This window comes from Thiorhodococcus fuscus, assembly GCF_042682685.1.
GTDB lineage: Bacteria > Pseudomonadota > Gammaproteobacteria > Chromatiales > Chromatiaceae > Imhoffiella > Imhoffiella fuscus.
Window position 1 is genome coordinate 49,794 of record NZ_JBHUHX010000027.1, and the last position, 14,823, is coordinate 64,616.

The window sequence follows — 14,823 nt, forward strand, 5'->3', positions numbered from 1 at the left end:
CCATGGCCGTATTTCGAACACGCATGGGGGTGAACATCAGATCCTCGGCCAAACGTGCCCACGACCGCAAGCCAGTCGCGTCGAAGATCGCAGGGATGAAAGAGCGGGATCGCGCGTCGAACCACGGAGGGAAGCGGCATCCCCGAACCCTGTGGAATCCGGGAGATGCCGTTGCCTTGCCTTCAGTGGCGAGTTTCGACCGGTTTGGACAAGAGCACGCCGTCGAGCATCTGCATGGTCCCGACGCCGAGCAGGCCGCCAATGACCATCGCCAGATAGATGACGGCCAGGGGCTGTTCGAGGAGTGTGAATCCGAGCAAACCCAGCCCGGCCCCCAACTCGATGGCACCGTTACGCCAGCGCATCTTCACCAGACCGCCCTGCAGAGAACGCGCCTTGGGGGTGCGAACGAACTCGGTCTGATGTCCCATCAGCGCCTCGACACCGGCGCGCGCGTTCGAGAGCAGCAGGCCGCTCGTCAGGACCAGCGAGCCCAGCACCTCGGTCGCCGTCCGCCGCAGGGAGCTGCGCGGGCCGGCCAGGACCAGGAAACCGATCGGAGCGGCGAAGCCCAGGATCGAGGTCACGATGGCGACATGTCCGAGCGTCTCGCCACCGACTGCGGCGCCCGCCATGAAGGGCAGCCCCATGAAAAGACAGGCCGAACCGATCACGAAGGCGAGCGGCTGCCCCATCTGTAGACTCACCATCAGACGCTGCCAGAGGGGGAGCGGACTGTCGCGCCAGATCCGGGGCGTCAGCTTGACCGAGCACTGCACGAAGCCCTTGGTCCAGCGGAATTGTTGAACCCGCCAGGCACGCGTCGAGACCGGCAACACGCCGGGGACCGTTACATCCTTCATATAGCCGGAGCGCCAGCCGCGCAGACGCGCCCGCAAACTGAGATCCAGATCCTCGGTCAGGGTGTCGCCCTCCCAACCGCCGGCATCCAGGATGGCGGCGCGGCGCCAGACGCCGCAGGTTCCATTGAACGGAACCGGCAGACCCAAGCGCCAGCGCGCCTCCTGTTCCACGCAGAAGTGCGAGTCGAGCAGACGCGCCTGAATGCGGGTGAGAAGACTCTCCTCCCGATTGATATGCGCCCAGCGGGTCTGGACATAGGCCAGGTCCGATCCGGCGACCAGGGCACCCACCGTCTTGCGCAGAAAATCGGTAGGCGGGATGAAATCGGCGTCGAAGATGGCGACGAAGGGGGCATCCGAGCGCTCCAGTCCGGCGGCAAGCGCACCGGCCTTGAAGGCGGTCCGATCGACACGGTGAAGCAGTTCGATCTGCACGCCCTCTTTGTGCAGTTCGGCGACGGCGTGACGGCTCAAGGCAAGCGAACCGTCGATGCTGTCGTCCAGCACCTGGATCTCCAGCCGATCGCGCGGCCAGTCGATCGCCACGACGGCGCCCAGAATCCGCTCGACCAGCTCTCCTTCGTTAAAGAGCGGGAGCTGGATCAAGACCTTGGGCAGATCCGATTCAGCTGGTGTCGCGATGGGAAGCGTGCGCGCTGGCGTCAGCAACCGAATCAGCGTCAGCAAGGCAAGGTTGAGTGAAAAGATCGCCAAGATGGCGAGACCGAGAGTGAGGAAAAGCTCGATCGAAGATTCCGCCGCAAGCATGAGTTGCGTGTCCGTATAGTTGAAGGATGGTTGAAGGGGGCATCTGGACCGCGAACAAGGCGTCGCACTGAACGGAGAGGTAGCTGGAAACGGGAGTTGGGGCCGGATTCCGAGTGACGGGTGCAATGCCGCGCGTTGTCACAGACATGACAGCATAGGGCTGTGCGATACACACAGCAAGTCCCCCTCGCTCGCGAGGGAATACGGCGGAACCCCGCACGCTCGCGACCCGGAAACGAGGCGCATACAGGAGGGTGGCCGCGAAGGGGCCGAGATCGGCGAAACAGAAAGATGGCTCGACGTCGGCGTCAAGCGAAGAATAAAGCCGTCCATGGCGCGATGTAGCAACTGGTTCGTCCGTCGTCAGCGCGCAAGCACCTCGGTTTCCACCATATCCATCGGGACATCGCTCACCCGTGTGACAGGAAGCGGTCGTCCCATTGGGTCCAGAATGATGGTCAAGCGCAATCGGAAGACGAGGACTGAAGAAAGAGGCCGATCGACGAACGGCTACGGGGACGTCCCGCTTGCGTCGATCGGCGATACCGCGAGCCTACAGGGCACCGCCTTCGGCGGGCGGATCACCTTGCGGAGGTCGAGGCCTTCGAATCGAGATCCAGAAGCGAGCCGAGGTCAGCCTTGCTCGCCGGTGATGCGCTCGAACTTGGCGCGCAACGCCTCCTCGGTCTCATCGTGATCCGGATCCTTGATGATGCAGTCGACCGGGCAGACCTCGACGCACTGCGAGGTCTCGTAGTGACCGACACACTCGGTGCAGAGACTCGCTTCGATCACATAGGTCTCGTCGCCCTGGGAGATGGCGCCGTTGGGACACTCGGGCTCGCACACATCGCAATTGATGCATTCATCGGTAATCATCAATGCCATGGAATTACTCCTTAATCTGCTCGTTCAGTGATGAGCTCGTGGGCTGACGAACTCGTTCAGTGATGATGTTGTAGCGCGCGGATCTTATCCAAACCGCTCCTTCAATGCAGCCTGCACTGTCGGCGTCACGAAGGCAGACACATCGCCCTTGAGGCGGGCGATCTCCCGAACCAGCGAGGACGAGATATAGGTGTATTTCTCGGCCGGGGTCAGAAAAAGCGTTTCGACATCGGGCGCCATGTGGCGGTTCATCCCAGCCAACTGGAACTCGTACTCGAAATCCGACACCGCCCGCAGACCGCGCATGATGACGCTCACGCCCAGCTTGCGGGTGAATTCGACCAGCAATCCTGCGAACGGAACGATCTCGACGTTCGGCCGATCCCCGAGACTGCTGCGCACCAGATCCACGCGCTCCTCGGTCGAAAACAGGGGCGCCTTGCCCGTGTCGGCCGCCACGGCGACGACGACCCGATCGAACAGACGCGCCGCCCGATGGACCAGATCGACATGACCGTTGGTGATGGGATCGAATGTTCCCGGATAGACCACGCTACGCAAACCTAGGATCCTCTTGCGATGAAAAACCGGCCGCACCATGTCCCCGCAGGGGCTGGACACGATCTCGGCGAGCGTCTCGACGAGATCGGCCTTGCGACCCGATCAGGCATTCGAGCCGACTTGCGGTAGGCCCAAGCAACCGAGGCGTGACGCCAGCATACGTCATCAAGGACCCAGGACCCGACTATCGGCGCGCACCATAGCACAAACCCGAGTGAAACGCTGCGTCCGTCATACGACCTCGCACGACGACAGGGCATCGCCTTATCGCCCTAGGCCGCATCCGCCACGATGGCGAGACCATAAAGAACCTGCCCCGCCGTCTTCTCTCGCACCAGATCCCAATCGGCCGGCAGATTCGGGAAGCCCGGCTTGGCCGCTGATTCGAGATAGATCCTGGACCCAGGGGCCAGCCAGCCATTGGCCGCCAGACGCGCGCAGGCCGATTCGAGCAGATCGTCGGCGAAAGGCGGATCGAGGAAGATCAGATCGAATGGACGACCCGGACGGTCGAGCCATTCGAGACTGTCGGCCTGATGGATGCTGACCGCCTCCAAGGCGAGGGTTTCGACATTGCACCGCAACTGGCGCACCACCTTCGGCGCACGTTCGAGCATCACCACCTCGCCCGCCCCGCGCGAAGCGGCCTCGAACCCGAGCGCGCCACTGCCGGAGAAGACGTCCAGACAGCGCGCGCCCTCGATGATGGGCGCGACCCAGTTGAAGAGCGTCTCGCGCACCCGGTCGGATGTCGGCCGCAGCCCCTCCTGATCGGGAAAGGGCAGACGGCGACCGCGATGCCGGCCGCCGATGATGCGCAGCTGATTGGTTTTAGCGCTCGCTGGCAAGGGACACCCGCTGGGTCTGACCGCCCACCGTCACGATGGCGAGCCGATCCGGATGGACGCGCCGCGCGAAGGCGTCGCGGATCTGCTCGCTGGTCACGGACTCGACGCGGTCATTGAAGCGATCGAGATAATCGAGCGGCAGATGGTAGAAACCGATCACCGCCAGATACTGAATGATGTCGCCGTTGCTCGCGATACGCAGCGGAAAGCCTCCGGTCAGGTTCTTCTTGGCCGCCGTCAGCTCATCGTCGGTCGGCCCCTGGGCGATGAAGCGCTTCAGGGTCTGAAGCATCAGGGTTCGGGCCTCGTCGGCCTGATCGTTGCGTGTTTGCAACCCAAGGATGAATGGACCCGGTCGCGCCAGCGGCATGAAGAAGCTGAAGGTGCTGTAGGACAGACCCCGCTTCTCGCGGATCTCATCCATCAGGAGTGAGACCAGGCCGCTGCCACCGAAGATGTGATTGCCGACATAGAGCGCGAAATAATCGGGGTCGCCACGCTGCATACCGGGCTGACCGGCCAGAATCGTGGTCTGGCTCGCCGGAAAGGCGATCGGCTCCAGGCTGCCGGCGCTGAGGTCCGAGACCTCGGGCAGTGGAGCGGGAGGCGTGCCGACCGGCAGACCTGCGGTGATGCGTTCGGCCAGCGTCTCGGCCTCGGCCCGAGTCAGATCGCCGACCATGGCGATCAGAGCGTTCGAAGTACTGTAGTAACGCCGATGGAAGGACATCAGATCCTCCCGTGTCAGCGCACTGATCGACTCCGGGGTGCCGGAGGGATCGGAGGCATAGGGATGCGTCCCATAGATGGCGCGATAGAGCGCCTTCTGGCCCACGCTGCGCGGCGATTCCTGCTGCTGACGCAGTCCGGTCAGACGATTCCTGCGTACTCGTTCGAGCGCGTCGGGATCGAAGGTCGGCCGGGCAAGCACCCGCGTCAGGGTCTCGACGGCGGTATCGAGCGCCGGCTGCTGGGTCAGGGAGCGCAACGCAACGGCACTCATGTCGCGATCGACCCCAGCCGACAGCGAGGCGCCGATGTTCTCCAGCCGATCCGCCAAGGCATCCGCGTCCCACTCACCCGCCCCCTCGTCGAGCATCGCAGCGGTCATGGATGCCAGGCCGGGACGATCGCCGTCGCGGGCACTGCCCGCGTCGAACACCACCTTGACGTCCAACATCGGGATCTCGGGCGCCGCGACGAAGAGCACCCGCGCGCCCTTGGCGGTCTGCCAGGACTGGATCTCAGGGGTCGCCTGGGCCAGACCGCCGACCAGCAGCAGCGAGAGCCCCATCCACAGCGGCAGCCCAAAACGGCGTCCCCGAGCGACATGGGTGGATATCCGATCAACGCACATTGCCGTGTCCTCCCAGAGACATCGGGGTTGTGACCCGCGACCGCCCGTCGAGCGGCTGGGGATCGAGCACGGCGACCGTGAGTCGATCGCTGTTCAGGTACTTCCTGGCGACCGTCTGGATCTGATCCGCCGTCACCGCCGCCAGATGATCGACATAGGTCTCGGCCAGCTTCCAGTCGAGGCCGATGGCCTCCAACAGGCCCAACTGCATCGCCTGACGGAAGAGTGCGTCGCGCTCGTAGACCTTGGCCGCGACCACCTGGGTGCGCACCCGCTCCAGCTCGGCCTCGGCGATCGGCTCACGCTTGATGCGCTCGATCTCGGCGCGAATCGCCCGCTCCAGCTCGTCCAGATCATGCCCCTTGGCCGGCACGCCATCGAACAGGAAGAGACCGGGCAGACGCTCGAAGGCGCTATAGCTAGCGCCGACCGAGGCGGCGATCTGATGCCCGCGCACCAGATCGTGCGAGAAGCGGGCGCTGTCGCCACCGTCGAGGACCGATGCCAGCATCTCCAGCGCATAGGGCTCCCAGGGCTCGGAGGCATCCGTCGCCGACGGGGTCTTGTAGCCCATCAGCAGATAGGGCTCCTTGGCCGGCGCCTTGACCGTGAGGCGTTTCTCTCCAAGCTGCTCGGGCTCGCTACGGGTCTTGGGCGGGACGAGGGGCTCCGCCTTCAAGGGACCGAAATAGGTCTCCGCGAGCTCAAACACCGTCTCGGGCTCCACGTCGCCGGCCACCACCAGAATCGCGTTGTTCGGGGCGTACCAGAGACGATACCAATCGCGCAGATCCTCGACCGTCAGATGATCCAGGTCCGAGGCCCAGCCGATGACCGGGTTGCCATAGGGCGAGGCGTCATAGGCGACGGCCGAGAAACGCTCGTACACCAGCGACTGGGGATCGTCGTCGGTGCGCATGCGCCGTTCCTCCTTCACCACCTCCAGCTCCTTCGCAAACTCCTTTTCGCCCAGGGTCAGGTTGCGCATCCGGTCCGCTTCCAGCTCGAAGGCGACCTCAAGCCGATCGCTGGCGAGATTCTGGTAATAGGCGGTGTAGTCGCGCCCGGTGAAGGCGTTCTCCTCGCCGCCCTGCTCGGCGACGATGCGCGAAAAGGTGCCGGGCGGATGGCGCTTCGTGCCTTGGAACATCATGTGCTCCAGGACGTGGGACACGCCGGTGATACCGCCATGTTCGTAACTCGAACCGATGCGATACCAGACCTGCGAGGTCAGAATGGGCGCGCGATGATCGGGCTTGACCAGAATCTTGAGTCCATTCGCGAGTTGGTGCTCATAGACCGCAGGAGCGGCCGGCACAGCGAGCGGCAGAAGACTCAAGAGCAGGAGTGGAATGAGGCGTCGTTGCATGAAGACTCCGAATCATAGGCCGAGCGAAGGATCGGTCGATTGCGCTCCCCGAAAATGGGCGCGGATGATCTCACGGAAGGGAACGGATGACAGCATCCCCGGGGGACGGCGCGAAGCGCTCCAATCGAGACCGGTGCCCAAAGCGGATACGGTACGGGCCATCTATGGGCAAGCCGGAAGCGCCGGAAGTTCCCACGGAGCCAATCCCGATGAGCGCGGACGCGCACTCGGGTGATCTGTTAGCATTGGCATTCGCCATTCCTGGCCATCCATCGGTTGACCTGACGCACCTCCACCACTGAACTTCAACCTCGCAAGCGATCCTTCTTATGTTTGGTTTCGGCAAGAAGAACAAGACACCCGACCAGCCTGAAAAGGAGCCACAGAGCGCCCCGGTCGCAGTCCCTTCGGCACAGGCTCCAGCCCCGGAACCCACGCCGGAACCGGAAGCCCCTGGCAGGATCAAGAAGCCCTGGTTCGGCAAGCTCTTCCGTTCGCAGCCGGCTCCCGACGCCGAGACGCCGCCGAGTCAAGAGCCCACGCAGAGCAAGGCAGCTCCAGCCAAGACCGAGCCGGCCGATCCGACACCGGCGAAGGCAACCCAACCCGCCACGCCAACCGCTCCGCCGACGCCACGCCCAGTCGAGGCTAAGCGTCCCGAGCCGACCAAGCGCAAGCCGGAGACCGCGCCCTCGGCGACTTCGGCCAAGCCGACAGCGGACGATCAGCCCGAAGGCGCCAAGCGCGGCGTCCTCAACCGGCTGCGCGATCGACTGACCCGAACCCGCACCCAGCTTGGGGACGGACTCGGGAACGCCTTTCTCGGACGCAAGAAGATCGACGACGACCTCATGGAGGAGCTGGAAACGCTGCTCATCACCGCCGATCTCGGTGTCGACTCGACCAGCCGCATCATCTCGGACCTGGCCGAGCGGGTGAAGCGCAAGTCGCTCTCCGATCCCCAGGCCCTGCTCAAGGCCCTGAAGGACGAGCTGCGCGACATCCTGCGCGCGGCCGACGGCCCGGTCCGCCAACCCCAGCCAGGACGCCCCCAGGTGATCCTCATGGTCGGCATCAACGGCGCCGGCAAGACGACCACCATCGGCAAACTCGCCAAGCGTCTTCAAGAAGAAGGCAACAGCGTCATCCTCGCCGCCGGCGACACCTTCCGCGCCGCTGCCGTGGAGCAGCTCGAAACCTGGGGCGAGCGCAACCAGATTCCGGTCATCGCACAACACACCGGGGCCGATTCGGCATCGGTCATCTTCGATGCGCTCCAGGCCGCCACGGCGCGCGGAGCCGACGTGCTCATCGCGGACACCGCCGGCCGGCTGCACACCAAGAGCAATCTGATGGACGAGCTATCCAAGGTCGCGCGCGTCCTCAAGAAGATCGATCCCGAGGCCCCGCACGAGGTGATGCTGGTCGTGGACGCCACCACGGGTCAGAACGCACTGAGCCAGGCGGAGCATTTCCATCGCGCGGTCGGCATCACCGGGATCACCCTGACCAAGCTCGACGGCACGGCCAAGGGCGGCATCCTCTTCGCCATCGCCGACAAACTCAAGGTGCCGATTCGCTTCATCGGCGTCGGCGAGTCCATCGAGGATCTGCGTCCCTTCGATCCCGACGAATTCCTCGACGCCCTGCTCGGATAGCGAGGCCGATCCGTGATTCGTTTCGAACATGTCTTCAAACGCTATCCCGAACGCGGGGAGGCGTTGAGCGATATCGGTTTCGAGATGAGCCCCGGCGAGATGGTCTTTCTGACGGGCCACTCGGGCGCCGGAAAGAGCACCCTCCTGCGACTGATCGGCCTGTTGGAGCGACCGTCGCGAGGCAAGATCTTCGTCAACGGCCGCAACCTCGCGAGCCTGCCGCGACGCCAGATCCCCTTCCACCGCCGACAGGTCGGCATGATCTTCCAGGACCACCGCCTCCTGCCGGACCGCAGCGTCTTCGACAATGTCGCCCTGCCGCTGGTAGTCATGGGGCTCGGTCACAAGGAGATCGGCCGACGCGTTCGCGCCGCGCTCGATCAGGTCGGTCTACTCAAACGCGAGCGAGCCACGCCGGTCGCGCTCTCTGGCGGGGAGCAGCAGCGGGTCGGCATCGCCCGGGCCGTGGTCGCCCGCCCGCCCGTGCTGCTCGCCGACGAACCGACCGGTAATCTCGACCCCGACCTCTCGCGCGAGATCTTCGTGCTCTTCGAGCGCTTCCATTACGTCGGCGTCACGCTGCTGATCGCCACCCACGATCTCAATCTCGTCAACAGCATGCACCACCGCATCATCACGCTCGACGAGGGGCGGGTGGTCGACGACAGTGGGGACTGGTGACACCCATGGCCAACAAACGCTCCGTTCGCAACCGCAGCCCACGCCTGTTCGACCGGCCGGGAATCTGGTTCAACCATCATCTGCAGAGCATCATGGCCACGCTCGGGCGCCTGATGGACATGCCGCTCCCGACCGGCATGACGATCGCCGTGATCGGCATCTCGCTCTCGCTGCCGGCGGCGCTCTACGTGATGACGGAGAATCTCCGCACCATGGCCGGCGGCTGGGACCAGAGCGCGGCCGTGTCGCTCTTCCTCAAGCTCGAAACCAGCGACAAGGACGCCGAGAAGGTCGCCGCACGGTTGAGGACCTGGCCCGAGATCTCGCGGGTGCACCTCATCACGCGCGACCAGGCGCTGGCCGAATTTCGCGCCCTGGGAGGATTCGAGGAAGCGTTGGAGCAGCTCAAGAGCAATCCGCTACCGGTCGTGCTCGCCATCTACCCCAACCACTTCAACGCATCGCCCGAGCATCTGGAACGTTTGCGGACACGCCTGCTCAAACTCCCCGAGTCGGATTTCGCCCGCATGGACATGCTCTGGCTGAAGCGTTTTCAGGCCATCTTGGATCTGGTCCAAAGCGCGTCCATGCTGTTGGGCGGACTCCTCGGGCTCGGGGTACTGCTGATCGTCGGCAACACCATCCGGCTGGAGATCCTCAATCGGCGGATCGAAATCGAGATCATGGAGTTGGTCGGGGCCACCCACGCCTTCATCCGCCGCCCCTTCCTCTACACAGGTGCCTGGTACGGCCTGCTCGGCGGGCTCACCGCCTGGCTCCTGGTCAGCATCGCCGTGCTCTTGCTCCAGCGACCGGTCTCGCGCCTGGCGAGCCTCTACCGCAGCGAATTCGACCTGAGCGGGCTCGGACTCTCCGCGACCGGGGCTATCCTCGGCGGAAGCATCCTGCTCGGTCTGATCGGCAGTTGGATCGCGGTGAACCGGCACCTGGAGAGCTCGGAGCTCAGCTAGCTCGCGTTCAAGGCGGAAACCGAAGCGGAGCACATGCTCGGTATGGTCTCGGCGAAACGCACCCCGTCCGGCAGCTCGATGGTCATGCTGAGCGGGAGGTGATCCGAGAGGGCGTAGTCGATGACCCGCGCGGACACCAGCTTGAGCGGGCGCGAGATGAGGATGTGATCGAGATTGTGGCGCGGGCGCCAGCTCGGGAAGGTCTTGAGCTCGCAATCCAGGCCGCGCATTCCGGCCTTACGGACCATCGCGTTCAGCCCTTTCGAATCGCAGCCGCAATTGAAGTCGCCCATCACCACCATGAGTGGATGCTGCCCGGCCAGGTGGGCGAGATAGTCCAGTTGGCGACGGCGGGCGCGCCAGCCCAGAGCAAGGTGGACGATGGCCACCGCCAAATGCTCGCCGTTCGACAGCGGATACTCGGCGGTCACCGCGCCGCGCCCAGGTAGCCCAGGCAGCCGATGCTCGACGATACGCGCCGGCTTCAGCCGACTCAGCAGCCCATTGCTGTGCCGCGCGAAGGGGCCGAGATTGCGATTGATCTGACGATAGCAGTGGGGAAAACCGCCGAGACGGGCCAGATACTGGATCTGGTCGATGTTGTTGCTGCGCAGACTGCCTGCATCGATCTCTTGCAGACCCACCAGATCGAACTGACGCAGCACCTGCGCGATCCGGGAAAGATTCACCAAACGCTCAGGATGCGGCAGAAGGTGCTTCCAGCTATTGGTGAGATAGTCGCTGTACTGACGGGAGTAGATCCCGGCCTGCACGTTATAACTCAACAGATTCAGTTGCCGCATGCTGGAGACACCGATCCCCCGAGGATCGTCAACCTTCAAATGCGGGCGACCCTAGCACAGCCCCCCACCCAGCGTCCAAGCCCAGACGGAACGACAAGCGCCTGGCCCGGATGTAACGCAGCGAACCCCAGGAAACCAACCCCAGTGGCATCCCCGTATTACGCCTTTGCGCTATCCGGGCTACCGGTTCGTTGAACCCGTTCTGGTAAGGCCGAGATCCGGCGATTTGAGGGACGCTCGCTTCAGCGCAAAAAGGCGGCCAAAGCCGCCTTTTTCGCCATCTAAGCTCGATTCGGCGCGATCAGCGCGCCAACCGATCTTAACGGCTCAAGCCCTGCACGTACTGAGACACGGCTGCGATCTCGGCATCGCTCATCTTGGCGGCGACGGTACGCATCATGCCGTTGGGATCGTTGGCGCGCTCACTATCACGGAAGTAGCCGAGGGTCTGCTTCACGTAGTCCGCGTGCTGACCGGAGATGCGAGGAAACTTCGACAGTCCCTGCCCCATGCCAGCGGGACCATGGCAGCCGCTGCATGCCGGAACGCCGGTGGCCGGGTTGCCGGCGCGAAAGATCTTTTCGCCCAGCTTGGCCGCCTCAGGATCGGCCTTGCCGCCGCTCTGGTCTTGGCTGGAGAAGTAGGCCGCGACGTCCACGATTTCCTGATCGGTCAGAGGCATCGCCATGGGCGTCATCTGAACGTTGTAGCGATTGCCCGCCTTGAAGTCCATCAGCTGCTTCTTGATGTACTCGGGGTGCTGACCAGCGAGCTTCGGCCAGGTGGGCACGATGCTGTTGCCCTGCGGACCGTGACACGCCATGCAGATGCTATTGGCCTTTGCCGCGCCAGCTTCGGGGTTCGGTTCGAGCTGCTCGGCAGCCTGAATCGTGCCACCAGCCAACGCAGCCGCCACTGAAATCGTTACCAGCCAAGTCTTCATCATCGCTAATGCCTGAATCTAAATCGTGTTCGGGGCCTCGTCCTGATCCGTTGACGAAAGGCCGATGGAGTTAGGGTGCATAAAATCCGGCGATATATATCAGATATTTGGCATCTCGGTCAAACCGCATGCCCCCTTGATGACCGCGTTCACCCGATCGCGCACCGAGCCATAGACAGGCATATTTGCGGAAATATCCCGAACGACCTCAAGGTCGCTTCGATCGCGGACCCGAGGTCTGAAACGGGTAGGGGCAACAGACGCCGAATACCCGTTTGGAACACGCGGTGCGCACGGCGGCACAGGCTCAGTGGGCCATGTTCGAATGACGCATCTGTCCCATCTCGATCCGGCGTACCGGAACCTTGAGCGCCATTCGGTCGCCGTCATCGAAGACCAGTGTCAGATCGATCGTGGCCTCGGGATCGAGCGGATGCTGGAGACCGATCAGCATGACGTGAAGCCCGCCAGGCGCCAGTTCGACCGACTGTCCAGCAGGCAGATCGATCCGCTCGATGCGCCGCATCTGCATCATGCCGTCCGCCTGGATGTGGGTGTGCAATTCGACGGTCTCGGCGACGGAGCTTTCCGCACCGACCAGCACGCGATCCTGCTGTGACGGGTTGCTCAGAGTCATGAAGACAGCGCTATTGGGTTGCCCGGGCGGAACGGCTCGTGCATAGGGATCGGCCACCTCGACATCGGCGGCGAAGACAGCGAACGACAGACTCGCGACCAGAACGGCAATGATGGATCTCAGCGATCGAAACATGGACGACGTCTCCTCAATGTGATTGTTGGCGGACAGAACACGGAGGACGCGGGGACGGCTTGCTAGTCCTCCGCGAGCAATGCACGAATCGTCTTCGTCACCAAACGGGGCGAAGGCGCGTGATCCAGGGTCTCGACCAGGCGACCCTTGGGATCGACGACATAGGTATAGGCCGAGTGATCCACCAGATACCCCATCGCCGAATTTCCCTGAGGCACCTTCCGATAGGCGGCCCCGTAAAGGGCGGCGACATGGGCGACCTCTTCCGGAGTACCGGTGATACCGACGATATTCGGATGGAAATACCGAGCGTAGCTGGCCAGGTGGGTCAGGCTGTCGCGCGCCGAATCGACGCTGACGAACAGCACCAGCACCCGATCCAGCTCCCTCGGCGTCAGATCCTGTAGCGCCGACCCCAGATAGGCGAGATTGGTCGGGCAGATATCCGGACAGGAGGTATAGCCGAAATAGATGAGCACGACCCGCCCACGCAGATCGACCAAACGTACCGGACCGTTCGCCGAATGCAACGTGAAATCGCCACCAGTGGGCCGGGACGCCAGTTCCAATGCACCCGTTCCCAGACCCAACCGCCCGAGCAAAGAGCTCCCCGAAAACCACAACACAAGGCATCCCGCCAGAAGCAAGACAAACACCAGAATCGCGATGAAGGGTCGAAGCCTCATAGAACCGAAAACAGAAAACCGTTGAAATCAGAACGCATTGAAATCCGGTCGCGCCGAAACCTCGAACGGAGTGCGCCGATCGCGTTCCGAGCAGCAGACGCCGCGAACTTGGACGACATCGCCCCCCTGCCGCAACGAGCGAGCGATTTCACACCGAATCCCGCCCGTTGCGACCGCGCAGACGCTCGATCAATCCTTCAGAGCCTCGCCCGTCAGACCGTCGAAGAAATCCACCAGCCCGGTTTCGAGCGCATATTCGGCGCCAACCACCATGAGATCCTCCTGCTCGATCATCGACTCGATGATCTGGGAGCCATGCCGCAGATGATCGGCCGAGGCCCGCACGTTCGCCCGCACCGCCGCCTGATGCAGTGCGGCCCGATCATTGCGAAGCTCGGTGTCCAGCAATCCCTGCACCGAGGGCTTCACCCGATTGACGATCGAGTCGATATTGCGCGAGCCGGCATCCCCACCGTCGAGCAGGGTTTCGATGGTGGCCGAAACGGCCCCACAGCGCGAATGTCCCAGCACCACGACTAGACGCGTGTGATAGCGCGATACCGCGAACTCCACGCTCCCAACCTGGGACGGGGCCACGATGTTGCCAGCGACGCGGATCACGAAAAGGTCGCCGATCCCCTGATCGAAGATGATTTCGGCCGGAACGCGCGAGTCCGAGCAGCCGAGAATGATGGCGAACGGCTCCTGCCCAGCCAGCAGATCTGCGCGCTGCTGATGCGACAGACGACTGTCCAGGGTGTTCGAGTTGTTCGCGAAGCGACGGTTGCCATCGCGCAGACGCCTCAGCGCCTCGATAGCGGAAAGAGAAGTTGCCATGGAAATACCGATGCTTGCCGGATTGGCTGGAAGATGACCACCCCTAAGGTGGAGCTCAGGGGACATCGAACCACCGCGCGCCATGCGCACCAGAAAAAGCACCTGGCGACGGTCGCGACGCAGGCCGGCTCCGTATTGCCCCGGTCGATTCCAGTCGCGAAGCGCGGCGACGTTTCAGTCGTGCGCTTGAGCACGCAGAGATCCATGGCCTTGAGAATACTGGACTGGTCACGCTCGGGGAAGCGGTCCGGTCATTTCAGACTCCCAACCCAACCAGACGAAACCGTTGGATCCTTGGGGCTCGATCCCCAGTCCAGACACAGACCGCCACTAGACCGAAAGATTGCGGCCCGACGAAACTTCAAGGCAAAGCTGCCGTGCGCCCTAGAGAAATCGATCTGGACCAGGAACGTTCGGACCCTGTCGTTCAACCGACGACCGCCTCGAATGGCCTTCCAAATCGGGCCGCAAACCAAAAACTGCTATTGAGATACAGCCAAGGGAAGAGGGCGCAAGGCCCGCCCATCCTCTTACGCATTCGCCAAAATTAATACGTTGGTCGAACGCTATCTTTGCTGTAATTTGCAGTACATCTTAGTCAGCCCATGAGTCGAACGATGGCCAGCACCAAGACAGCCACCTTGACCTTCCGGATCGATCCAGCGCTGAAGGAAGCGCTACGCACTGCCGCCCAGCACGAGCACCGATCCATCTCGAACATGGTCGAGGTGTTGATCCGAGATCATTGCGGTGTTACGTCCCGTGTGATTATCTGCCGCGACGGAGCTATCCTTTGTTCCGTGCCCGCGAGGTGCTAG

At 63.2% G+C, this 14,823-nt stretch carries 14 protein-coding genes; 3 read left to right on the forward strand and 11 right to left on the reverse strand.

What is annotated here, in order from left to right:
* Positions 1-182 precede the first annotated feature (182 nt).
* From ACFSJC_RS11615 to ACFSJC_RS11640, 6 genes are all read right to left on the reverse strand, one after another.
* A complete protein-coding gene (locus ACFSJC_RS11615) occupies positions 183-1,631 on the reverse strand; it encodes a glycosyltransferase (protein WP_386026814.1) in 1,449 nt (482 codons plus the stop codon).
* Positions 1,632-2,264: 633 nt separating this feature from the next.
* Positions 2,265-2,519 (reverse strand): YfhL family 4Fe-4S dicluster ferredoxin, encoded by a 255-nt coding sequence (locus ACFSJC_RS11620; protein ID WP_386026816.1) that lies wholly within the window; start codon positions 2,517-2,519, stop codon positions 2,265-2,267.
* 84 nt (positions 2,520-2,603) lie between these two features.
* Complete coding sequence (gene coaD, locus ACFSJC_RS11625) at positions 2,604-3,080, reverse strand: pantetheine-phosphate adenylyltransferase (protein WP_386026818.1); 477 nt, start codon at positions 3,078-3,080, stop codon at positions 2,604-2,606.
* Positions 3,081-3,352: 272 nt separating this feature from the next.
* On the reverse strand, positions 3,353-3,928 hold the full coding sequence (gene rsmD, locus ACFSJC_RS11630) for a 16S rRNA (guanine(966)-N(2))-methyltransferase RsmD (protein WP_386026820.1): 576 nt from the start codon (positions 3,926-3,928) through the stop codon (positions 3,353-3,355).
* Positions 3,912-5,285: a M16 family metallopeptidase gene (locus ACFSJC_RS11635; protein WP_386026821.1), complete on the reverse strand. Its 1,374-nt coding sequence runs from the start codon at positions 5,283-5,285 to the stop codon at positions 3,912-3,914. Before ACFSJC_RS11635 ends, rsmD begins: the two co-directional genes overlap by 17 nt.
* Positions 5,275-6,654 carry a M16 family metallopeptidase gene (locus ACFSJC_RS11640; protein WP_386026823.1) on the reverse strand — a complete coding sequence of 460 codons (1,380 nt, stop codon included), beginning with the start codon at positions 6,652-6,654 and terminating at the stop codon, positions 5,275-5,277. Before ACFSJC_RS11640 ends, ACFSJC_RS11635 begins: the two co-directional genes overlap by 11 nt.
* Positions 6,655-6,983: 329 nt before the next feature.
* Between ACFSJC_RS11640 and ftsY the strand changes: the two genes are divergently transcribed.
* From ftsY to ftsX, 3 genes are read left to right on the forward strand one after another with little or no spacing between them, the layout of a single operon-like run.
* Positions 6,984-8,312, forward strand: coding sequence for a signal recognition particle-docking protein FtsY (gene ftsY / locus ACFSJC_RS11645; protein WP_386026825.1), 1,329 nt, complete (start codon positions 6,984-6,986; stop codon positions 8,310-8,312).
* A gap of 12 nt (positions 8,313-8,324) precedes the next feature.
* A complete protein-coding gene (ftsE, locus tag ACFSJC_RS11650; protein WP_386026828.1) occupies positions 8,325-8,993 on the forward strand; it encodes a cell division ATP-binding protein FtsE in 669 nt (222 codons plus the stop codon).
* A gap of 5 nt (positions 8,994-8,998) precedes the next feature.
* Complete coding sequence (gene ftsX / locus ACFSJC_RS11655; protein WP_386026830.1) at positions 8,999-9,964, forward strand: permease-like cell division protein FtsX; 966 nt, start codon at positions 8,999-9,001, stop codon at positions 9,962-9,964.
* On the opposite strand, the gene ACFSJC_RS11660 is transcribed toward ftsX, so the two are convergent.
* The 5 genes from ACFSJC_RS11660 to ACFSJC_RS11680 form a co-directional block, all read right to left on the reverse strand.
* Positions 9,961-10,767 carry an endonuclease/exonuclease/phosphatase family protein gene (locus ACFSJC_RS11660; RefSeq protein ID WP_386026832.1) on the reverse strand — a complete coding sequence of 269 codons (807 nt, stop codon included), beginning with the start codon at positions 10,765-10,767 and terminating at the stop codon, positions 9,961-9,963. The two genes, ftsX and ACFSJC_RS11660, sit on opposite strands and share 4 nt — an antisense overlap.
* Positions 10,768-11,086: 319 nt before the next feature.
* A complete protein-coding gene (locus ACFSJC_RS11665; RefSeq protein ID WP_386026834.1) occupies positions 11,087-11,713 on the reverse strand; it encodes a c-type cytochrome in 627 nt (208 codons plus the stop codon).
* 304 nt (positions 11,714-12,017) lie between these two features.
* Positions 12,018-12,482: a copper chaperone PCu(A)C gene (locus ACFSJC_RS11670; protein WP_386026837.1), complete on the reverse strand. Its 465-nt coding sequence runs from the start codon at positions 12,480-12,482 to the stop codon at positions 12,018-12,020.
* Positions 12,483-12,544: 62 nt separating this feature from the next.
* The gene (locus tag ACFSJC_RS11675; RefSeq protein ID WP_386026840.1) at positions 12,545-13,051 is read right to left on the reverse strand and encodes an SCO family protein; all 507 of its coding nucleotides are present in this window, start codon (positions 13,049-13,051) and stop codon (positions 12,545-12,547) included.
* A 306-nt stretch (positions 13,052-13,357) separates the two neighbouring features.
* The gene (locus ACFSJC_RS11680) at positions 13,358-14,005 is read right to left on the reverse strand and encodes a carbonic anhydrase (RefSeq protein ID WP_386026842.1); all 648 of its coding nucleotides are present in this window, start codon (positions 14,003-14,005) and stop codon (positions 13,358-13,360) included.
* Between the last annotated feature and the right edge of the window lie 818 nt (positions 14,006-14,823).

Bases quoted from the DNA above. Each gene is read 5' to 3' on its own strand.
- ACFSJC_RS11615 (WP_386026814.1), bottom strand. From the start codon at position 1,631: ATGCTTGCGGCGGAATCTTCGATCGAGCTTTTCCTCACTCTCGGTCTC.
- ACFSJC_RS11620 (WP_386026816.1), bottom strand. From the start codon at position 2,519: ATGGCATTGATGATTACCGATGAATGCATCAATTGCGATGTGTGCGAG.
- ACFSJC_RS11635 (WP_386026821.1), bottom strand. From the start codon at position 5,285: ATGTGCGTTGATCGGATATCCACCCATGTCGCTCGGGGACGCCGTTTT.
- ACFSJC_RS11640 (WP_386026823.1), bottom strand. From the start codon at position 6,654: ATGCAACGACGCCTCATTCCACTCCTGCTCTTGAGTCTTCTGCCGCTC.
- ftsY (WP_386026825.1), top strand. From the start codon at position 6,984: ATGTTTGGTTTCGGCAAGAAGAACAAGACACCCGACCAGCCTGAAAAG.
- ftsX (WP_386026830.1), top strand. From the start codon at position 8,999: ATGGCCAACAAACGCTCCGTTCGCAACCGCAGCCCACGCCTGTTCGAC.
- ACFSJC_RS11660 (WP_386026832.1), bottom strand. From the start codon at position 10,767: ATGCGGCAACTGAATCTGTTGAGTTATAACGTGCAGGCCGGGATCTAC.
- ACFSJC_RS11665 (WP_386026834.1), bottom strand. From the start codon at position 11,713: ATGATGAAGACTTGGCTGGTAACGATTTCAGTGGCGGCTGCGTTGGCT.
- ACFSJC_RS11670 (WP_386026837.1), bottom strand. From the start codon at position 12,482: ATGTTTCGATCGCTGAGATCCATCATTGCCGTTCTGGTCGCGAGTCTG.
- ACFSJC_RS11680 (WP_386026842.1), bottom strand. From the start codon at position 14,005: ATGGCAACTTCTCTTTCCGCTATCGAGGCGCTGAGGCGTCTGCGCGAT.